This is a genomic window from Cobetia sp. AM6 (genome assembly GCF_009617955.1).
GTDB classification, from domain to species: domain Bacteria; phylum Pseudomonadota; class Gammaproteobacteria; order Pseudomonadales; family Halomonadaceae; genus Cobetia; species Cobetia amphilecti.
Genome location: NZ_AP021868.1, coordinates 2,926,183 through 2,946,509, shown reverse-complemented (window position 1 = coordinate 2,946,509; position 20,327 = coordinate 2,926,183). Strand labels below are relative to the sequence as shown.

The window sequence follows — 20,327 nt, the reverse complement described above, 5'->3', positions numbered from 1 at the left end:
CCCCGACTTGCTTGCTTGCCCTGCTGACGGCAAGCTTTCGGATGCAAGGCCTTCACGCCTTCGTCATCTCACATTTACTCAGGCGCCCCGATTGGGACACTGTTGAGTGCGAAAGGTGCCATCGATCTCCCGTATCGGGCCTCGATTGCCGGTTTTTCGCACCCAGACCGCCAAGGACACGACCATGACTGCTGCATCCACGCCAAGTGCTGCCTTCGACCACACCAAATATCGCCCCGTGACCCCTGTTGCACTGACCGACCGCCAGTGGCCGTCGCGTACCGTGACCCAGGCGCCGCTATGGGCGAGTGTCGACCTGCGTGATGGCAATCAGGCGCTGCTCGAGCCGATGACGGTCGAGCAGAAGAAGCTGATGTGGAAGCTGCTGGTCAAGATCGGCCTCAAGGAGATCGAAGTCGGTTTCCCCTCCGCCAGTCAGCTCGATTTCGACTTCGTGCGCTGGTTGATCGAGGAAGATCAGGTCCCGGAAGGCGTCAGCATCCAGGTGCTGGTGCAGGCGCGTGAACATCTGATCGCGCGTACCTTCGAATCGCTGGTCGGTGCGCGTGATGCCGTCGTTCACGTCTACAACTCCACCTCCACCGTGCAGCGTGAGCGGGTGTTCGAGATGGACCGTGACGGCATCAAGGCCATCGCCGTCGAGGGTGCGCAGCTGGTCAAGGACTACGCCGAGCGCTATCCGGACACCAACTGGGTGTTCCAGTACTCGCCGGAGAGCTTCACCTCCACCGAGATGGATTACGCCGTCGAGGTGTGTGAGGCGGTGATGGATGTCTGGCAGCCGACGCCGGAAAAACGCTGCATCCTCAACCTGCCGGCCACGGTGGAAGTGGGCCCGGCCAATCACTTCGCCGACCAGGTCGAGTACTTCATCAAGCACCTGAGCCGTCGTGACTGCGCGATCATCTCGCTGCACACCCACAACGACCGAGGTGGCGCCGCCGCTGCCGCCGAACTTGGCCTGCTGGCCGGGGCTGACCGCATCGAAGGCACCTTGCTGGGCAACGGTGAGCGCACCGGCAACATGGACCTGATCACCCTGGCGATGAACCTCTACAGCCAGGGCATCGATCCGGAGCTGGATCTCTCCAACCCGGACGAGATCATCCAGGTCTACACCGAGTGCACCAATCTGCCGGTTCACCCGCGTCACCCGTGGGTCGGCGAGCTGGTCTACACCGCCTTCTCCGGCAGCCACCAGGACGCCATCCGCAAGTGCCTCAAGAAGCAGCAGCCTGACGAGCCGTGGCAGGTCGCCTATCTGCCCATCGACCCGCAGGATCTGGGCCGCGACTTCCAGGCGGTGATCCGCGTCAACAGTCAGTCCGGCAAGGGTGGCATGGCCTTCCTGCTCGAGCGCGATCATGGCATCAGCCTGCCGCGCTGGATGAGCCTCGAGCTTGCGCCGCACGTGCAGAAGGCCAGCGAGCAGGTCAGTGGTGAGCTGTCCAGCGACCAGATTCGCGCGATTCTCGATGCCAGCTTCAAGCGTGAAGCGCCGCTGAGTCTCAAGGGCTATCGTCTGGATCGCGAAGGGGCCGAGCAGCTCACCGCGACACTGGTCGATGACAAGGGCGAGCAGATCGCGCTGGCCGGCGAAGGCAACGGTGCCATCTCCGCCTTCATGGATGCCTGGCAGCGTCACACCGGTTCCACCGTCAGCGTGGTGGACTACGGTGAGCACGCCCTCGGCGAAGGCAGCGATGCCGTCGCGGTGGCCTTCGTGATGCTCAACCTGGATGGCAAGCGTGTCTGCGGCATGGCCGAGGATGGCGATACCGTGAGCGCATCGCTCAAGGCCGTGCTGTCGGCGGTCAATCGCGGCCTGGAAAGCAGTGCACGCAGCGAAGCGGAACGTGCCGAGGAGGCCGGTCCGGTCGCTGTCTGACGACAACACGCCTCATGCGTGACTGATCAGGGGCTTTTTTGCCTCTCTCGAGACCCTCGCTCATCAGAGCGGGGGTCTTTGCGTTTCGTGGCAGGGCAGAAGTTGCCCGGCTGGCGCTCACGCCCGCCGTTGCTGGGCTGACGCGGGCAGGCTTGCGTGGAAAATACGTGTCATGCTCGCCAGGCCGCTATAGACTTTTGTCTGATGTTGACGGCTCAGTCAACATCCGGGCTTGCACCGGTGCCCACCCTGCGTATCATCGCTGCACCCGCATAATGATAACGATCTGGTGGCAGACCGGATTCGAGAACACAACAATTCCAAGCGGTGCAAAGGCAAATCCCCTGATTGAAGAGATAATGGATGCGTCCCCATCCCTGCTCTGATCGGGCATCGCCAGTGCACCTCTCGTTCAGGAGGTCCGCTAGAACAACCCACAACTACTCATCGGTATCGCATGATTCAACTTGATGCTATCACCACCCTGTTGCTGGCGGCGCTTGTCCTCGTCGTTGGCCATCTGATCGTCGAGCGCGTGCGCGTGCTGCGCGAATTCAATATCCCCGAGCCTGTGGTCGGCGGCCTCATCGCTACCATCATCGTCACCGGCCTGCGCGGCTTGGGTTACGAGTTCCAGTTCTTCGGCGGTCTCCAGACTCCCTTCATGTTGCTGTTCTTCGGCTCCGTTGGCCTGTCGGCCGACGTTCGCATGATTCGTGCCGGCGGCAGCAAGCTGGTGCTGTTCCTCGCGCTGGTCATCGGTCTGCTCATCCTGCAGAACCTGCTGGGTGTCGGTGTTGCCAGTCTGTTCGGTCTTGATCCGGTACTGGGTCTGCTCGGCGGTTCCATCACCATGTCCGGTGGCCACGGTACCGGCGCGGCATGGGCCAACGTCTTCGCCGACGAATATGGCATCAATGGCGCGATGGAAGTCGCGATGGCCTGTGCCACCTTCGGGCTGGTGTTCGGTTCCCTGATCGGTGGGCCGACGGCGCGTTTCCTGATCAATCGCATGAAGCGCGAAGGGCAGGACATCAACGCCCAGGTCAGCGATTCCGAATATGACGAGACGGAAGTCCAGCATCCGCTGAATACGTCCAATGCCCTGAAGACACTCTTCATGCTGCTGCTCGGGGTCGTCTGTGGCCAACAGCTGCAGTCACTCACCTCGGGCACCGCCTTCTCGCTGCCGACCTTCGTGTGGGTGCTGTTCAGCTGTATCGTCATCGGCAACGTGGTGCGCGCCTTCGGCGACAAGCACCTCAATACCCACGCCGTGGATGTGCTGGGCAATATCAGCCTGTCCATCTTCCTGGCGCTGGCGCTGATGACGCTCAAGCTCTGGGATCTGGCCAATCTGGCACTGCCGATTCTGGCCATCCTGCTGGCACAGGTCGCGCTGGTGTTCCTCTACACCACCCAGGTCACCTTCCGCCTGATGGGCAAGAACTATGACGCTGCGGTACTGGTCGCGGGTAACTGTGGTTTCGGCATGGGCGCCACGCCGACGGCGATCGCCAACATGCAGGCGGTCACGCAGCACCACGGGCCGTCGCGTCTGGCCTTCATCATCGTGCCGGTGGTGGGTGGTTTCCTGATCGATATCGCCAACTCGCTGATCATCAAGGGCTTCCTCGGCTTCTTCTGAACATGACAGCAGGTGTCATGAGGAGAAGTCGCAGAATCTGCCTGGCATGAACGACAACGCCGGACTCCATTGGAGTCCGGCGTTGTCGTTTGGGGGGCTGAGGCTTGCAGGTTGCGATGTCTCAGGCTTCAAGGGCTCAGGCTTCAAGGGCTCAGGCTTCAAAGACGGTGAGAAGCTCGTCAGGCGCTTGTGTTCTCGCCCTCGTTCTCACCCTCACTTTCACCTTCGCTCGCACCTTCGCTCTCCTCCAGGCCCCGCGCCAGCACTTGCCTCTACACCCACAGTGCCACGATCAGGCCATAGGCCAGCAGCGTGACGACCACGGTACCGGCCAGGTTCAGGAAGAAGCCGGCGCGCATCATGGTCTGGATCTTGAGGTGGCCGGTGGCGAACACGATGGCGTTGGGCGGCGTCGCCACCGGCATCATGAAGGCACAGCTGGCCGCGATGGCTGCCGGCACGGTGATCAGCAGCGGATCGATGTCCAGTGACAGCGCCAGTGCCCCCAGCAGTGGCAGGAAGGCAGCTGCCGTCGCGGTATTGGAGGTGACCTCGGTGAGGAAGATGATCACCACGACCACGATGGCGACCAGGCCGATGAGCGGCAGCACGCTGAACATCGACAGCTGGCCGGCGATCCACTCGGCGAGACCCGAGCTCTTGATCACGCCGGCCAGTGCCAGACCACCCCCGAACAGCAGCAACACGCCCCAGGGCAGGTCACGTGCGTCTTCCCACACCAGCAGGCGGCGGCCGCGTGAGGTGCCGGAGGGAATGGCGAACAGGCCCACGCCAATGGCCATGGCGATGCCGGTGTCCGACAGCCAGGCAAGGCCCATCTGATTGATCAGCGGACGGAACATCCACAGCAGGGCAGCCACCAGGAAGGCGACGCCGACACGTTTCTCGGCGCTGCTCATGGCGCCCAGTGCCTTGAGCTCGCGGCTGATCATCTCGCCGCTGTCTGCCGTCTCGGACTTGAAGGAGAAGGGCGTGCGCGTCAGCCACCACCAGGTGATGGCGCACATCGCGATGGCGACCGGCAGGCCGACGACCATCCACTGGGCGAAGCCGATCTCGATGCCTTGATCACTGGACAGGTAGCCTGCCAGCAGGGCATTGGGCGGTGTGCCGATCAGGGTCGCGATACCACCGAGGCTGGCGGAGTAGGCGATGCCCAGCAGCAGGGCGGCGGCGTAGCGCTTCAATTCCGGGTCATTGCTGTCGCGCTCGTCCTGACCACTGGACATCAGGCTGACCACTGACATGCCGATGGGCAGCATCATGATGCTGGTGGCGGTGTTGGACACCCACATGCTGATGAAGCCGGTGGCGATCATGAAGCCGGCGATCTGGCGGCGCGGCGAGTGACCGGCAAGCTTCAGCGTATGCAGGGCCACGCGGCGATGCAGGTCCCAGCGCTGCATGGCGATCCCGAGCAGGAAGCCACCGAGGAACAGGTAGATGGTCGGGTTGGCATAGGCGGCGGTGGTGCTCTTGATGTCGTCGATGCCAAGCGCCGGCACCAGCACGATGGGCAGCAGCGAGGTCACCGGAATCGGCAGGGCCTCGGTGGCCCACCAGGTGGCCATCAGCAGGGCCAGGCCGACGCAGAGCCAGGCGCTGTCCGGCATGTCACCCGGTGCCGGTGTCAGCCAGGTCAGCAGCAACAGGAGGGGTCCGAGTATCAGGCCGATGCGCGCCGCGAGTGGCGCTTGTGGCGGCGTAGTGGATTGATCAGCGACGTGATCGGGAGATTGCTCAGGCATGTCGACTCCAGAGAAGCCGGTCGGCGACTGGCTTCCTCATCATGGTGGTCATCGTGTTGTTGGTATGGGTCATGGTAGGTGATGGCGAGTTGTCGTGTTGGTGTTATTCATTACATGTCGCGCATGTTCCCGCGGCCGGGGTGACGTGCACGACGTGTCATGTTGCCTGCCTTGTCGGAAAGTCGCTCGCGAGTCGATCAGCCGGGCGCTCAGGCGGCAAGGCGCGGCCATTGTCTCAGCATTGCGGCGCGGCTCAATAGCCTTCATTGCCTGTTTTGAAACTCCGGCAAGTGAAATCTTGACGCCGCGCAAGCGCGACGCTTGATCCGAGGCGCTCACACCTCGGGCCAGGCCCAGTGTGACGCCATCTTGCACGGGTCAGGTTGCTGTCTGGCGACAGACGCTGTCGTTGGCTGTGGACTTGTGAGCGCAAGGGCTGGAAGGTAGGGTTAGCAGCCATGAACAGGGCCAGCGCAGGACAACTGCGTGGCCCACTGTCGCGTTACTTTCACAAGGAAGATGATTGATGATTCTGGTCACGGGTGGTGCAGGCTACATCGGCTCTCATACGGTATTGGCGCTCATGGAGGCCGGCCATCAGGTGCTGGTGCTGGACAACCTGTCCAATGCCAGTGAAGCCTCTCTTGCGCGTGTGGCGACGCTTGCCGGGCGCGAAGTGCCGTTCGTCGAAGGGGATATCCGCAACGGCGCGCTGCTCGACAGCCTGTTCGAGCGTCACGATATCGAGGCCGTGGTCCACTTCGCCGGGCTCAAGGCGGTCGGCGAGAGCGTCGCCAAGCCGCTGGCCTACTACGACAACAACGTCAACGGCACCTTGGTGCTGTGTGACGCCATGGCGCGTGCCGGCGTCAAGCGTATCGTGTTCTCTTCCTCCGCCACCGTGTATGGCGATCCGGCCTCCACGCCGATCCGTGAAGACTTCCCGACCTCCGCGACCAACCCCTATGGCCGCTCCAAGCTGATGGTCGAGGAAGTGCTGCGCGACCTGGCCGTCGCGGATGACAGCTGGCGCATCGCGCTGCTGCGCTACTTCAACCCGGTGGGCGCCCACGAATCCGGCACCATCGGTGAAGACCCCAACGGCATTCCCAACAACCTGGTGCCGTATATCAGCCAGGTCGCCGTGGGCCGCCTCGAGGAACTGGCCGTGTTCGGTGATGACTACCCGACGCCGGATGGCACCGGGGTGCGCGACTACATCCACGTCGTCGACCTGGCCGATGGCCACCTCAAGGCGCTGGACTACCTGGCCGGTGATGCGCGGGATGGCGTTCACACCTACAACCTGGGCACCGGTACCGGCTACAGCGTGCTGGACATGGTCAAGGCATTCGAGAAGGCCAGCGGTCGTCCGGTGCCGTATCGCATTGCACCGCGTCGCGCCGGTGATATCGCCGAGTGCTGGGCAGAGCCGGACAAGGCCTTCAACGAGCTGAAGTGGAAGGCCGAGCTGGGTCTCGACCGCATGATGGCCGACAGCTGGCGTTGGCAGTCACGCAACCCCAACGGCTATCGCAGTGCCTGAAAACTGATACTGCATGGTCAGTGCGCCGAAGTTGCCCAAGCTTGAGTTGACCGAGCTTGAGTTGACCGAGCTTGAGTTGACCGAGCTTGAGTTGACGGCGCTTGTGTGAAGACCTCTCGAAGCGGTCGCGGGCAGCATCCGCGGCCGCTTTTGCGTATGATGACGGCGGGCCGAAGGGCCCGTGTCGACTCCTTCGAATTCTCTGCGAGACCCCCATGACCCAGTCTGATGTCACCCTCGATCTTGAACTGCTGACGGCCATTGAACAGCTTTGCCGTGAAGCGGGGCAGGCGATACTCGCCGTTGCCCGTGGGGGAGAGCTCGGCACGCGTGCCAAGGCGGATGACAGCCCCGTCACGGCGGCGGATATGGCGGCGCATCATGTGTTGGTCGAGGGGCTGGCCCGTCTGACGCCGCAGATTCCGGTGCTCTCGGAGGAGAGCGACAAGGCCGATATCGCGGCGCGGCGTGACTGGCAGACCTTCTGGCTGGTCGACCCGCTGGATGGCACGCGTGAATTCGTCACCGGCAGCGGCGAGTACACTGTCAACGTGGCGCTGATCCAGGGTTCGCGCAGCGTGCTAGGGGTGGTGGATGCGCCGGTGCTGGAGACGACCTGGAGCGGGCTCGCCGGTGTGGGGGCCTTCCGGGAAGACGCCACTGGGCGTGTCGCGATCACGGTCAGCCCGGAGCCTGAGGTATTGAGAGTCGTGGCGAGCAAGTCGCATCTCGATGCGCGCACGGCGGCGCTGATCGAGCGACTGACACCGGTGGAGAACGTCAGCTGTGGCAGCTCGCTCAAGTTCTGTCGCATCGCGGAAGGCAATGCGGATCTCTATCCGCGCTACGCGCCGACCAGCGAGTGGGACACCGCGGCGGCCCAGGCCGTGCTGGAAGCGGCCGGCGGCCAGGTCTTCGATGCCGAATCATTGCCCGCACAGCCGCGTCGTCTGGACTACAACGCCCGCGATACGCTGGTGAATCCCTTCTTCATCGCCTGTGGCCAAGCGGATGGTCGCTGGCGCCAGGCGCTGGACGTCTGAGGGTGGCCGGGGCTCGACGGCTCGTGCATCCATTGGCCCGCGTGAGGGCTGAAGCGCTCATGTCATGGCGAGGACGCGCATGAAGGGCCTGCTGCAGCGCCTCGTCCGTCGCCTGTTTGCGCGCAGCGATCAGGCGAGCAAACGGGCCGGGGTGATCTCCGCCATCACGCTGGCCCTGCTGGCGAGTCTGGTGCCGTTGATCTATCACGGCCTGCTCGAGGGCGGCCTGATCCTGTTCGGCAATCTGTTGCTGTGGCCGTGTCTGCTGGCGGCGCTGCATCGTCCGCGCTGGCGTTGGCCGGCGCTGGGGCTGATGGCGGCGCTGGGCGTCAATCTCTCCGCAAGCGTGGTCAGCGCCGTCTATTACGATTCCCGCTATGGGCTGGCCTTCGCGCTCAGCTCGCTGGATACCAGCCGCAGCGAATCGATGGCGATGCTGTTCAAGTTTCCGCTGGCCCTGATCGTGCCGCTGGGGTTCTTCCTGCTGGCGCTGTCGCTGGGCAATCGCTTCGGGGCGGGGCTGGCTCGCGCCCGGCTGGGCGGGCGCAGCGGAATCGCCTTCGTGCTCTGGATGCTGATGCTGCTGGTCGGTAGCTGGCAGTGGGGCCGTGCCAGCGTGCCGTTGGCCATCACGACGCTGTCGGTCTCGCCGGGCTGGAACCTGGCCACCACCTCGCATGCCTGGTGGGAGAAGGAGCGCTACAAGGCGCTGATGGCGGATGACTATGATTTCGGTGGCGTCTCGCGCAGCCCCGAGGTGTCGGATGATGCTGTCTTCGTCCTGATCATCGGCGAATCCCAGCGCCGCGATCAGCTGTCGCTGTATGGCTATTCCCGCGCCACGACGCCGAATCTCGATGCGCGTCGCGATGAGCTGGTGGTCTTCGATCAGGCCATCGCGCCGGCGCCGCAGACCGTGCTGGCGGTACCGATGCTGGCCAGTCTGACCGACCCGCGGACCTTCTCGCCGCGCTACCTGGACGCCAATCTGATCTCGCTGGCCAATCAGGCCGGCTATCATACCGAGTGGCTGTCGCGCCAGGGGCTCGATATCACTTCCGAGCGCACCTGGATCACCGCCATCGCCCAGCGTGCCGATGTCGCTCGCACCATCATGACCGACTATGACGATGGCTTGCTGGATGCACTGGATGAGGCGCTGGCGCGCGAGGTCGAGGGGCCGCGGCTGATCGTGCTACATCTCTACGGCAGCCATCCACCGGCCAGCCTGCAGTACCCGGATTCACTGCGCTATTTCCTGACCCCGGACAGCCGCTCGCCGCTGACCGATGCCTACGATGACAGCATCCGCTTCACGGATCAGGTGATCGAGGGTGTCTTCCAGCGCCTCGAGGGGCGACCCGCTGGCGTGCTCTATCTGTCGGACCACGGCCTCGAGCATGACCCGCTCAGTGACGCCTATGTGCATGGCGGTGATCGCCCCAGTCAGGCGCCGTACCGCATTCCGCTGTGGCTGTGGCAGACGGGGCAGGCGCCCAATCCCGCGCGCGAGCTGACGCGCCTGCGTTCGCACGCCGATGAGCCTTTCGCCAGTTTTGACCTGCCCTATCTGGCCAGCGACTGGCTGGGCATCCGTTTCTCCGGTGACAAGCCGTGCCTGTCGCCCTGGGCGGTCTGCTATCAGCCACGTGAACGTCATCCGGTGCTGGACCAGCTGGGACGATTGAACTTCTATGAAGCCCTGCCGTCGGACTTTCTTTCCCGACCTCTGGCGCCGGGTGCCGAAGAGCTCGAGGAAGCGGTCGAGGCGACCACCGAGCTGCTGGAGCGCCCGGAGTTCATGTCCGGGCAGGGCGCGAAACGCGACGGGCGAGCCCCGCAGCCGGATTCCCGCGTGACGCCGTCGGAGGATTCATCGGCGTTCACCTTGTCACCTGCTTCATTACCTTCAGAAACCCTCAAGGACTGACATGAAAATCACTGTCTTCGGAACAGGCTACGTAGGCCTGGTGACTGGCACCTGTCTGGCCGATGTCGGCCATGACGTGATCTGCATGGACGTTGATGCGGCCAAGATCGATGGCCTCAAGCAAGGCGAGATCCCCATCTTCGAGCCGGGGCTGGAGAGCATGGTGCTGCGCAATGTCGAGGCCGGCCGTCTCAACTTCACCACTGACGCCCGTCAGGCCGTCGAGCACGGCGTGCTGCAGTTCATCGCCGTGGGCACACCGCCGGATGAAGACGGCAGCGCCGACCTCAAGTACGTGCTTGCGGTGGCCGGCACCATCGGCGAGCACATGAATGACTACAAGGTCATCATCGACAAGTCCACCGTGCCGGTGGGTACGGCAGACCGCGTCACGGCGCGAGTCGCCGAAGTGCTTGCCGAGCGCGGCGAAAGTGTCGACTTCGATGTCTGCTCCAACCCGGAATTTCTCAAGGAAGGCGCGGCGCTGGAGGACTTCACGCGTGGCGCGCGCATCGTGGTCGGCACCGATTCCGAGAAGGTGCGTGAGCGCATGCGCGAATGCTACGCGCCCTACAACCGCAACCATGAAAAGCTGATGTTCATGGATGTGCGCGCCGCCGAGCTGACCAAGTACGCCGCCAACGCCATGCTGGCGACCAAGATCAGCTTCATGAACGAGATTTCCAACCTGGCCGAACGCCTGGGTGCGGACATCGAGGAGGTGCGTCGCGGCATCGGCAGTGACCCGCGTATCGGCTACCACTTCATCTATCCCGGTTGTGGCTATGGCGGTTCCTGCTTCCCGAAGGACGTCCAGGCACTGGCGCGTACTGCCAGTCAGGTCGGTTATGACGCCGAGCTGCTGACTGCGGTCGAGTCCGTCAACAAGCGCCAGAAGGTCACGCTGTTCGACAAGCTGTCGCGGGCTTTCGATGGCGACCTCAAGGGCAAGACCATCGCCGTCTGGGGTCTGGCCTTCAAGCCCAACACCGATGACATGCGTGACGCGCCGAGTCGCACGCTGATGGAAGCGCTGTGGGCCGCTGGTGCGACCGTGCAGGCCTATGATCCGGAGGCCATGAAGGAATGCCGCCGCATCTACGGCGAGCGCGACGACCTGGTGCTGGTCGCGGACCGTCAGCAGGCGGTCAAGGGCGCCGATGCACTGGTGGTGTGCACCGAGTGGAAGGAATTCCGCACCCTGGATGGCGAGTGGCTCAAGGCGCAGCTTGGCTTCCCGGTAGTGGTCGATGGCCGCAACCTGTTCGAGCCCGCCGCCATGAAGGCCGCTGGCCTGATGTACTACGCGGTCGGTCGCGGTGACTCCATGCGCCGCGTGCAGGAGGCGTCGTGAGCACTGGTGCAGGCAAGCTGGCCGCGATCGCCATTCGTCAGGTCGAGAAGAATACCGGTGCCAGCCGCAATGCCTTCGAGCAGGCGGATGCGTTGCGCGCGCTGGGCTATCGCGTGGTGATTCTCGCCGAGCGCGGCAAGCCTGAACTGGCTCGCTCCCACGGCGCGGAGCTGGTGCGCCTGTGGCGGTGGCCCTTCAAGGGGGCGTATCGACGTTTCTGGTTCAATCGTCGTGTTCAGGCCTGGGCCAGCCGTCATGCGCCCGACCTGCTGATCAGTCATGGTGACTGCGAAAGCCCGGATACCGTCTATCTGCACAATTGCGTGCACCTTGCCTCGCAGTGCATCCATGGCCGTGAGCTGCCTCGCGACCACGAAGTGGCGGCGATTCATGATCACGTGCTCAAGGGTGGCAAGTTCCGTCAGGTCGCGGTCAATTCGCGCATGATGGGCGAGGATCTGATGGCGCGCTACGGTATCGCGTCTGAGCGGATCGAGATCAGCTACCCGGGCTATGATCCGGAGCAATTCACGGTCGAGCGTGCGCGCGCAGGGCGCACCGCCCAGCGTGAGGCATTGGGCGTGGCCGAGGATGAGCTGCTGGTCGGTCTGGTGTCATCCGGCAACTTCACCAAGCGCAACGTGGCCGGCTTCGTGGCGATGGCGGCACTGATGGAGCAGGCCTCACCGGGCCGCTATCGCTTCCTGGTGGTAGGCAAGGATGATGCCGCGCCTTACCAGCAGCAGGCCAGGGAGGCGGGCATCGCCGAGCGCATGATCTGGCGCTCGACCATTCCCGAGGTCGAGACGCTCTATGGTGCGCTGGACCTGTTCGTGATGCCGGCCCATATCGAGGAGTTCGGGCGTGTCGCGCTGGAGGCGATGGCCTGTGGTGCGCCGGTGCTGCTCAATGCGCGGGTCGGCTCGGCCGAGTTGCTCGATGATTACCCTGAGCTGGTCATGGCGGCAGAGTCCACACCACAGCAGTGGGCCGAGCGCTGCACCCATCTGCTCGAGAGCGATACGCAAGCGCTGAGCGCTGCGCTGGCCAGTCTGGCATGCAATTACTCGCATCAAGCGCAGAATCTCAAGCTCAAGGCCAGCTTCGAGGCCTTGATGGCGGGGCGGTGAAGGTACGCGCTGACAGATTGACCGCTCGCGTGCCGGACGAAGCATGAGTGCGACAGAGAAAAGCGTGCAAGAGTGAATGACACGACTGGCCCCGTATCCCTGATGCGGGGCCTTTTGTTGACGCAAGGCGTGGGCGAGGGTGGGCTACGTGGTCATCGGTCGCAGTGCCCCGCCTTGGGTGTCGCGTGTGCAGTCCCTATACTCATGGCTTGTTTACCGCAGGAGAAAGGCATGTCCCTGACTATCAGCATCATTCTGGCCGTCATCGCGATCATCATCATCGCGGGATTGGCGTTCTATGCCCTCAAGCTGCGCCGCGAGGTCAAGGTGCGTGAGGCGCGTCGCGAGCAAGAGCTCATCCAGGCGCGCGCCAACTGTCTGGAAAGCCTCGAAGCCATCGCACGCGCCATGCAGGCCGGGCAGGTCGACATGGTGGAAGGCGGTCTGCGCTGCAAGGTGTTGATCGAGATTCTCGATACCAGTCTGGCCGAAGATGACGTGCTCTCGGTCTTCGGTGTCCTGCATGGGCGGGTCTCACACCTGCATACCCATTCGGCGCGCAAGGAGCTGTCGCCGCGTGAGCGTCTGGCCGAAGACAAGGAGCGCATCGCCGTCGAGGAAGCGCTGGCGGAGCCGCTGCAGCTGGCGGCGAGTCGCGTGCTGAGCAACATGGAGTTCTGGCATCAGCATTACCTGGGGCGCAAGCGTCCCGCTTCGCCAGCAGATCTGGGGCAGGCCGTCTGATGAGTCTTCACGAGGCAGGCATGAACACGACACTTTCCTTGCTGGGCACGCCGCTGGCCGAGCTGCGTCACGCGCTGCACCGCTCACCGGAACTCTCCGGACAGGAAGCCGCCACGGCGGCCTGCATCGCCGGCTGGATGGAGGAGGCCGGCGCCGAGGTGGTCAGCGGGCTGGGCGGGCATGGTCTGGCCGCCATCTTCCGCGGCGCCGAGCCAGGCCCGCGCGTCATGCTGCGCTGTGAGCTGGATGCGCTGCCCATCGATGAGGCGCCGCGCGGCGACTGGTCCTCCTGTCATCCGCATGTCGGGCACCTGTGCGGCCATGACGGCCACATGAGCTGGATGCTGGGCGTGGCGCAGCGCCTGGCGGCGTCTCCGGTCGCCAGGGGCGAGGTGGTGTTGCTGTTCCAGCCCGCCGAGGAAACCGGCGAAGGCGCGCGCGCCGTCGTGCGCAGCAAGGCCTTTGCCGCGCTCAAGCCGGACTATCTCTATTCGTGCCACAACTTGCCGGGGCGCCCCCTCGGGGAAGTCAGCGTGCGCGACCATGCCTTCACCTGCGCCTCACGCGGCATGATCGTGCGGCTTTCCGGGCTCTGTGCACATGCGGCCCACCCGGAAAATGGTCGCAGCCCGGCGATGGCCATGTGTCGCATCATGCAAGGCCTGTCGCGTCTGCCGTTGCAATTTGCCGATGAGACCGGACTTGCGATGGTGACCCTGATCCATGCGCGCCTGGGCGAGGTCGCGTTCGGCACCTCACCGGGCGACGCCGAGGTGATGGTCACCCTGCGCACCGAGAGCGATGACATGATGAAGGCACTGGCCGAAGCGGCGGTGTCACTGGCGCGCAGCGAGGCGGAAGAAGACCGTCTGGGCATCGACGTGGACTGGTGTGACACCTTCGATGCGACCTGGAATTCGCCTGAGGCGAACGACATGATTCGTCGCGTGGCACGACAGCAAGGGCTTGATTGCGTGGAACTTCCTCAGGCACATCGCTGGTCCGAGGACTTTGGCGTGTTGGCACGTGACTGCCATGCCGCCATGTTCACATTTGGCGCAGGTGAGGAAATGCCCGGCCTTCACCACCCCGATTACGATTTTCCTGATACGCTGTTGGCGCCCGGCGTCGAGATTTTCGAGGGGCTGGTTCGCCAGCACCTTGGAAGAGAGTAAAACAGGGGTTTTACAGCGTCGCCATTCTGATACAGTTAGTGTCAAAGTTTTTCGACGTTGCAAAAAACACTGTTTTCCTTCACCGTATGCCTGAGGATCGGTACCGTTTTCAAGGGAAACAGACCCGATCAGAGCTGGAAGGACGCACCTGCATGTGCTTTCTTCTTAAAGGAAGATTTGAATAAAATTCCTTTCATCGTAACGAGTTCGGCTCTTATACTGAGTCGATACGTAACACCCTCGTTACATATTGCGCTGTGTTAAGAAGGAGTCTTACATGAAAAGATCTACGACTGGCCTGGTTCTGGGTTCTGCATTGGTTGTTGGCCTGTCTGGCTGCGCAAGCTCTGCTTCCCAGTCTTCATCTGCTGAGAAGCCCTGGTACAGCCAGCCGTTCGTCTGCGGTCTGGCCGGTGGCCTGATCGGTGGCGGGATTGGTTACGGCGTCTCTGGCGACAGCGACGAAGACACCGGCGCTTCTCTGGGTGCTGTCGGCGGCGCGACTGCCGGCGCACTGCTGTGTGCTGACGATGCTCCGAAGTCCATGGACGACGATGGCGACGGCGTGCCGAACGACCGTGACGAATGCCCGGGGACTCCGGCAGGCGTCGCTGTTGATGCGAAAGGCTGCCCGCTGGACACCGACGGTGACGGCGTTGCTGACTACAAGGACCAGTGCCCGGGTACTCCGGCCGGCGTCACTGTTGACGCGAAAGGCTGCCCGCTCGATTCCGACGGTGACGGCGTGCCGGACTACCAGGACCAGTGCCCGAACACCCCGGCCGGCGCCAAGGTCAATGCCCTGGGCTGTGTCGCTGACCTCGTCCTGCGTGACGTGAACTTCGAGTTCGACTCCGCCAAGCTGACTGCCAACGCCGAGAAAGTGCTGAACGGTGTGGCGGCCAAGCTGGTCTCCAACGAGAACGTCCGCGTTCGCGTCGAAGGTCACACTGACTCCGTGGGTTCTGACTCCTACAACAAGCAGCTGTCCCAGAAGCGTGCTGACTCCGTGAAGGCCTACCTGGCTTCCGAAGGTGTTGGCGCCAACCGTATCCAGACTGTGGGTTACGGTGAAGAGCAGCCGGTCGCCAGCAACGATACCGCTGCAGGCCGTGCCGAAAACCGTCGTGTCGAGCTTGCTGAAGTCAAGTAAGCCGAACGCGGTAAGCTGAATCAGACGGGGCGCCTCAGGGCGCCCCGTCTGCGTTCGTGTCGTGCATGGTCTTCAGTGGCTCAAGCGTATCTTTACGACTTTTGAACGGGCTGCTAAGGTCTTGCCTCGTTCATGTTCCCGCGTTATGTGTCCACACCCTGACTGGTCGCTCGATCATCATGGGGCAGTGGGCGGCGCCCCAGGCATTGTAGGCCGGGGTCAGTAGCGTGAGGGGCGTGATCGTCATTGCCCCCATTTCGAGCCGACGTTCCGCGTTCGGCCAAATTCGCTTCACGTGACCCTTGGTAAGGGCCACCACTGAACGCAAGGAATTCTTCATGCCTATCGTTACTCTGCCTGACGGCAGCCAGCGTACCTTCGATACCCCGATTTCCGTGATGCAGCTGGCCGAGTCCATCGGCCCCGGTCTTGCCAAGGCCTGCGTGGCCGGCAAGATCAATGGCGTCGAGGTCGATGCCGCTGACATGATCACCGAAGACGCCAACGTCGCCATTCTCACGGCGCGTGATGCGGAAGGCCTGGACGTGATTCGTCACTCCTGCGCGCACCTGATCGGTCATGCCGTCAAGCAGCTCTACCCGGAGGCCAAGATGGCCATCGGCCCGGTCATCGATGACGGTTTCTATTACGACATCGACTTTGGCCGCTCGATCACCCCGGAAGATCTCGAGACCATCGAGAAGCGCATGAAGCAGCTGATCGACAGCGAGTACGATGTGGTGCGTGAGTATGTCTCGCGTGACCAGGCCATGGCCGCCTTCGAGAAGCGCGATGAGCCGTACAAGCAGGAGATCATCGAGGGCATCGGCGAAGGCGACACCATCCGCCTTTACCACCATGAAGAATACACCGACATGTGCCGCGGCCCGCACGTGCCGAATACCCGTCACCTCAAGCACTTCCAGCTGCTCAAGCTGGCCGGTGCCTACTGGCGTGGTGATTCCACCAAGCCGATGCTGACCCGCATCTATGGCACCGCCTGGCCGGACAAGAAGCAGCTCAAGGCCTACCTCAAGCGTCTCGAGGAAGCCGAGAAGCGCGATCACCGCAAGCTGGCCAAGAAGCTGGACCTCTTCCATATGCAGGAAGAAGCGCCGGGCATGGTGTTCTGGCACCCGAATGGCTGGACCATGTACCAGGTGCTCGAGCAGTACATGCGTCGTATCCAGCGTGCCAATGGCTACCAGGAGATCAAGACGCCGCAGGTGGTCGATCTTTCGCTGTGGAAGAAGTCCGGGCACTGGGGACATTACAACGAGCTGATGTTCACCACCGAGTCCGAGAAGCGTGAGTACGCGGTCAAGCCGATGAACTGCCCGTGTCACGTCCAGGTCTTCAATCAGGGCCTGAAGAGCTACCGTGACCTGCCGCTGCGTCTGGCCGAGTTCGGCTCCTGCCACCGCAACGAGCCGTCCGGCTCTCTGCATGGCCTGATGCGCGTGCGTGGCTTCACCCAGGATGACGCCCACATCTTCTGTACCGAGAATCAGGTCGAGTCCGAGGCCGAGGACTTCATCCGTCTGACGCTGGAAGTCTACCGTCAGTTCGGCTTCGAAGACGTCGAACTGAAGCTCTCCACCCGTCCGGAATCCTTCATCGGTGAGCCGGAAGCGTGGGACAAGGCCGAAGCCGGCCTGCAGGCAGCACTGGATGCGACTGGCCTGCCGTGGGAGCTGCAGCCGGGTGAGGGTGCCTTCTATGGACCAAAGATTGAATTCTCTCTGCGAGATTGTCTGAATCGTGTCTGGCAGTGTGGTACTCTACAGCTCGACTTCAATCTGCCTGAGCGTCTCAGTGCCCAGTTTGTCGATGAAAGTGGAGAGCGTCGCATGCCGGTAATGTTGCACCGCGCGATTCTCGGCTCCTTCGAGCGCTTCCTCGGCATCCTGATCGAGCACCACGCAGGCGCGATGCCATTCTGGCTCGCCCCGGAGCAGGTTGTCGTAATGAATATCACGGATTCCCAGGCAGAATATGCCAAGGATCTGGTCTCCCGCCTCGAGAAACATGACATCCGTGTCAAAGCAGACTTGAGGAACGAGAAGATCGGCTTTAAAATCCGTGAGCATACTCTGCAGAAGGTTCCTTACCTCATCGTCGTTGGCGACAAGGAAGTGGAAGCTGATGCAGTAGCTGTCAGAACCCGTTCCGGTGAAGACCTCGGCACCATGAAAGTTTCAGAATTCATGGAACGCCTGAAGGAAGAACAGGTCTGACAGTAACGAATTTCAGCCAAACGGAGACGCAACGATCAAGCGGAATAATCAGCGCGGACGCCCCCAGGAAAAGCGGGCTCCCATCAATGACCGTATTCGTGCGGACGAAGTCCGCCTCATCGACGCAGATGGCGAGCAGGTTGGCGTAGTGTCAACCAAAGATGCGCTTGTCAAGGCCGAAGAGGCAGGGCTCGACCTCGTCCAGATTTCCAATGCCGACCCCATCGTCTGCAAGATCATGGATTACGGCAAGTTTCTTTTCGACGAGAAGAAACAGAAGAATCTGCAGAAGAAGAAGCAGAAACAGATCCAGGTCAAGGAAGTCAAATTCCGTCCTGGTACCGATGAAGGCGATTATCAGGTCAAGCTACGCAACCTGACTCGCTTCATCGAAGGCGGAGACAAGGGTAAGGTAACCTTGCGCTTCCGTGGTCGCGAAATGGCGCACCAGGACATCGGCCGCAAGCTGATGGAACGGATCGCCGGCGATCTCTCGGAGCTCGTGACCGTCGAGTCCTTCCCGAAAATGGAAGGCCGTCAGATGATCATGATTCTCGCGCCGAAAAAGAAGTGATCCATAGGCAGTAAAACGGACACATCAGGGTCACGCCTGCGGGCGTGGCTCTTTTTGTCGGCCCTGGATTTTCTCAAGAAACCGAGCGGAGTTAATACTCATGCCGAAGATCAAGACTAACCGCGGCGCTGCCAAGCGCTTCAAGAAGACTGCCAACGGCTTCAAGCACAAGCAGTCCTTCCGTAGCCACATCCTGACCAAGAAGTCGACCAAGCGTAAGCGTCAGCTGCGTGGCATGAAGCAGGTTCACGCTGCAGACAAGGCGCTGATCCAGCGCATGCTGCCGAACCTGTAAGCCGTCCTTACCTCGGTCCAACTTTCTTAATATCAGGAGTACGCTATGTCCCGCGTCAAGCGTGGCGTCGTCGCACGTCGCCGTCACAAGAAGATCATGAAGCAGGCCAAGGGTTACTACGGAGCGCGTTCACGCGTCTTCCGCGTAGCCAAGCAGGCTGTCATCAAGGCCGGCCAGTACGCTTACCGTGACCGTCGTGTCCGCAAGCGTCAGTTCCGTGCCCTGTGGATCGCGCGTATCAACGCTGCGGCCCGCATCAATGGCATGTCCTACAGCCGCTTCATCGCTGGCCTGAAGAAGGCCAATATCGAGATCGACCGCAAGGTCCTCGCCGATATCGCGGTTCACGAAAAAGCTGCCTTTGCTGCCATCGTCGAGAAGGCCAAGGCTGCTCAGTAAGTGACCGGATCAGATGTCGCCCAGTCCCGGCGAGCCGCTCAGGTGGCGAGTCGGGCCGTGACTGTCGAATGCTTGCATTGGACAACTCAGGCGGTATCGAGATGACGTGTTACGTCACAGGGGAAGAGCAGCCGCTCTTCCCCTGTTTTTGTTTGGCCTGCCGTCAGAGAACCGGCGGTGGGTCAGCAGCGACATGAACGGGATTGGCCGCGTTGTGGGCCGGTCTCTGGCAAGGGCGCGATCGTCTGTGTGACTCACCGCAGGCGGAGCGCTCTCCCTGCCGACCTTCGGGTCGGCGCGACTTCCATTGGTGGCGGACATTGCCGCGCCAGTGACTCAAGCGATCGGAGCTGAACGGATGGAACATCTTTCCACCCTGGTGGACGAAGCACGCACCGCGATCCAGGCGGCCGAAGACGTCCAGACCCTCGACGAGGTACGGGTACGTTTTCTCGGCAAGAAGGGCGAGATCACCGCACTGCTCAAGGGCCTTGGCAAGCTGTCCCCCGAAGAGCGTCCCAAGGCCGGTGAGACCATCAACGAAGCCAAGCAGCTGCTGAGTGGCGAGTTGGATGCACGTCGCAATACGCTGGAAACGGCGGCGCTCAATGCGCGTCTTGCCGCCGAGCGCGTCGATGTGACCCTGCCGGGCCGTGGTGAGCCGGTAGGCGGCCTGCACCCGGTCACCCGCACGCTTGAGCGTATCGAAAGCTTCTTCTCGCACATCGGCTACGGTGTCGCTGAAGGGCCGGAAATCGAAGATGACCATCACAACTTCGAAGCACTGAACATCCCGTCGCATCACCCGGCGCGCGCGATGCATGACACCTTCTATTTCGATGCCACGCGTCTTCTGCGCACTCACACCTCACCGGTGCAGGTACGCAGCATGAAGGCCAGTGAGCCGCCGCTGCGCATCGTCTGCCCGGGCCGCGTCTATCGCTGCGACTCCGATCTGACCCACACCCCGATGTTCCATCAGGTCGAGGGTCTGCTGGTCGACGAGAATGTCAGCTTCGCCGACCTCAAGGGCACCGTCGAAGAGTTCCTGCATGCCTTCTTCGAGCGTGATGACCTGGAAGTCCGCTTCCGCCCGTCCTACTTCCCGTTCACCGAACCGTCCGCTGAAGTCGATATCCAGTGCGTGATGTGTGCCGGTGACGGCTGTCGTGTCTGCTCCCACACCGGCTGGCTCGAGGTGATGGGGTGCGGCATGGTGCATCCGGAAGTCTTCCGTCACTCCGGTATCGATAGCGAGCGCTTCCGCGGCTTCGCCTTCGGCATGGGCGTGGAGCGTCTGGCGATGCTGCGTTACGGCGTCAACGACCTGCGGTTGTTCTTCGAGAACGACCTGCGTTTCCTTCGCCAGTTCAGCTAGGCACTCATTCACGTATCGCGCCTTGAGGGCGTGAACTTACGGA

At 62.4% G+C, this 20,327-nt stretch carries 16 protein-coding genes; 15 read left to right on the top strand and 1 reads right to left on the bottom strand.

Annotation, left to right across the window (positions count from 1 at the left end; translation table 11 throughout):
• The first annotated feature begins 184 nt into the window (after positions 1 to 184).
• Together CLAM6_RS12390 and gltS are read left to right on the top strand one after the other, a co-directional pair.
• On the top strand, positions 185 to 1,909 hold the full coding sequence (locus CLAM6_RS12390; RefSeq protein ID WP_043331272.1) for a 2-isopropylmalate synthase: 1,725 nt from the start codon (positions 185 to 187) through the stop codon (positions 1,907 to 1,909).
• Positions 1,910 to 2,366: 457 nt separating this feature from the next.
• Positions 2,367 to 3,557: a sodium/glutamate symporter gene (gene gltS, locus CLAM6_RS12385; protein WP_043331271.1), complete on the top strand. Its 1,191-nt coding sequence runs from the start codon at positions 2,367 to 2,369 to the stop codon at positions 3,555 to 3,557.
• Positions 3,558 to 3,829: 272 nt separating this feature from the next.
• Here gltS and CLAM6_RS12380 read toward each other — a convergent pair whose 3' ends face one another.
• Positions 3,830 to 5,326: an SLC13 family permease gene (locus CLAM6_RS12380; RefSeq protein WP_054555474.1), complete on the bottom strand. Its 1,497-nt coding sequence runs from the start codon at positions 5,324 to 5,326 to the stop codon at positions 3,830 to 3,832.
• Between the two features lie 523 nt (positions 5,327 to 5,849).
• On the opposite strand from CLAM6_RS12380, the gene galE reads away from it, so the two are divergent.
• The 13 genes from galE (at position 5,850) to pheS (ending at position 20,284) form a co-directional block, all read left to right on the top strand.
• Positions 5,850 to 6,872: a UDP-glucose 4-epimerase GalE gene (gene galE, locus CLAM6_RS12375; RefSeq protein ID WP_054555473.1), complete on the top strand. Its 1,023-nt coding sequence runs from the start codon at positions 5,850 to 5,852 to the stop codon at positions 6,870 to 6,872.
• A 215-nt stretch (positions 6,873 to 7,087) separates the two neighbouring features.
• On the top strand, positions 7,088 to 7,915 hold the full coding sequence (gene cysQ, locus CLAM6_RS12370; RefSeq protein ID WP_107336293.1) for a 3'(2'),5'-bisphosphate nucleotidase CysQ: 828 nt from the start codon (positions 7,088 to 7,090) through the stop codon (positions 7,913 to 7,915).
• A gap of 79 nt (positions 7,916 to 7,994) precedes the next feature.
• The gene (locus CLAM6_RS12365; RefSeq protein ID WP_172978707.1) at positions 7,995 to 9,845 is read left to right on the top strand and encodes a sulfatase-like hydrolase/transferase; all 1,851 of its coding nucleotides are present in this window, start codon (positions 7,995 to 7,997) and stop codon (positions 9,843 to 9,845) included.
• 1 nt (position 9,846) lies between these two features.
• Positions 9,847 to 11,199 (top strand): UDP-glucose dehydrogenase family protein, encoded by a 1,353-nt coding sequence (locus tag CLAM6_RS12360; protein WP_153636266.1) that lies wholly within the window; start codon positions 9,847 to 9,849, stop codon positions 11,197 to 11,199.
• On the top strand, positions 11,196 to 12,329 hold the full coding sequence (locus CLAM6_RS12355) for a glycosyltransferase family 4 protein (RefSeq protein WP_153636265.1): 1,134 nt from the start codon (positions 11,196 to 11,198) through the stop codon (positions 12,327 to 12,329). Before CLAM6_RS12360 ends, CLAM6_RS12355 begins: the two co-directional genes overlap by 4 nt.
• 231 nt (positions 12,330 to 12,560) lie before the next feature.
• Positions 12,561 to 13,073 (top strand): DUF2489 domain-containing protein, encoded by a 513-nt coding sequence (locus CLAM6_RS12350; protein WP_082388255.1) that lies wholly within the window; start codon positions 12,561 to 12,563, stop codon positions 13,071 to 13,073.
• 20 nt (positions 13,074 to 13,093) lie between these two features.
• On the top strand, positions 13,094 to 14,248 hold the full coding sequence (locus CLAM6_RS12345; RefSeq protein WP_153636264.1) for an amidohydrolase: 1,155 nt from the start codon (positions 13,094 to 13,096) through the stop codon (positions 14,246 to 14,248).
• Between the two features lie 277 nt (positions 14,249 to 14,525).
• A complete protein-coding gene (locus CLAM6_RS12340) occupies positions 14,526 to 15,401 on the top strand; it encodes an OmpA family protein (protein WP_043335655.1) in 876 nt (291 codons plus the stop codon).
• Positions 15,402 to 15,739: 338 nt separating this feature from the next.
• Positions 15,740 to 17,638, top strand: coding sequence for a threonine--tRNA ligase (gene thrS, locus CLAM6_RS12335; RefSeq protein ID WP_153636263.1), 1,899 nt, complete (start codon positions 15,740 to 15,742; stop codon positions 17,636 to 17,638).
• A gap of 34 nt (positions 17,639 to 17,672) precedes the next feature.
• On the top strand, positions 17,673 to 18,212 hold the full coding sequence (infC, locus tag CLAM6_RS12330; RefSeq protein ID WP_082388253.1) for a translation initiation factor IF-3: 540 nt from the start codon (positions 17,673 to 17,675) through the stop codon (positions 18,210 to 18,212).
• Between the two features lie 100 nt (positions 18,213 to 18,312).
• On the top strand, positions 18,313 to 18,507 hold the full coding sequence (gene rpmI, locus CLAM6_RS12325) for a 50S ribosomal protein L35 (protein ID WP_043335648.1): 195 nt from the start codon (positions 18,313 to 18,315) through the stop codon (positions 18,505 to 18,507).
• Between the two features lie 45 nt (positions 18,508 to 18,552).
• Positions 18,553 to 18,906 carry a 50S ribosomal protein L20 gene (gene rplT, locus CLAM6_RS12320; protein ID WP_043335644.1) on the top strand — a complete coding sequence of 118 codons (354 nt, stop codon included), beginning with the start codon at positions 18,553 to 18,555 and terminating at the stop codon, positions 18,904 to 18,906.
• A gap of 358 nt (positions 18,907 to 19,264) precedes the next feature.
• Positions 19,265 to 20,284, top strand: coding sequence for a phenylalanine--tRNA ligase subunit alpha (gene pheS / locus CLAM6_RS12315; protein WP_043335643.1), 1,020 nt, complete (start codon positions 19,265 to 19,267; stop codon positions 20,282 to 20,284).
• Positions 20,285 to 20,327: the final 43 nt, after the last annotated feature.

Bases quoted from the DNA above. Each gene is read 5' to 3' on its own strand.
- thrS (WP_153636263.1), top strand. From the start codon at position 15,740: ATGCCTATCGTTACTCTGCCTGACGGCAGCCAGCGTACCTTCGATACC.
- CLAM6_RS12350 (WP_082388255.1), top strand. From the start codon at position 12,561: ATGTCCCTGACTATCAGCATCATTCTGGCCGTCATCGCGATCATCATC.
- CLAM6_RS12345 (WP_153636264.1), top strand. From the start codon at position 13,094: ATGAACACGACACTTTCCTTGCTGGGCACGCCGCTGGCCGAGCTGCGT.
- CLAM6_RS12340 (WP_043335655.1), top strand. From the start codon at position 14,526: ATGAAAAGATCTACGACTGGCCTGGTTCTGGGTTCTGCATTGGTTGTT.
- gltS (WP_043331271.1), top strand. From the start codon at position 2,367: ATGATTCAACTTGATGCTATCACCACCCTGTTGCTGGCGGCGCTTGTC.
- CLAM6_RS12360 (WP_153636266.1), top strand. From the start codon at position 9,847: ATGAAAATCACTGTCTTCGGAACAGGCTACGTAGGCCTGGTGACTGGC.
- pheS (WP_043335643.1), top strand. From the start codon at position 19,265: ATGGAACATCTTTCCACCCTGGTGGACGAAGCACGCACCGCGATCCAG.
- CLAM6_RS12380 (WP_054555474.1), bottom strand. From the start codon at position 5,326: ATGCCTGAGCAATCTCCCGATCACGTCGCTGATCAATCCACTACGCCG.
- rpmI (WP_043335648.1), top strand. From the start codon at position 18,313: ATGCCGAAGATCAAGACTAACCGCGGCGCTGCCAAGCGCTTCAAGAAG.
- CLAM6_RS12365 (WP_172978707.1), top strand. From the start codon at position 7,995: ATGAAGGGCCTGCTGCAGCGCCTCGTCCGTCGCCTGTTTGCGCGCAGC.
- rplT (WP_043335644.1), top strand. From the start codon at position 18,553: ATGTCCCGCGTCAAGCGTGGCGTCGTCGCACGTCGCCGTCACAAGAAG.
- cysQ (WP_107336293.1), top strand. From the start codon at position 7,088: ATGACCCAGTCTGATGTCACCCTCGATCTTGAACTGCTGACGGCCATT.
- CLAM6_RS12390 (WP_043331272.1), top strand. From the start codon at position 185: ATGACTGCTGCATCCACGCCAAGTGCTGCCTTCGACCACACCAAATAT.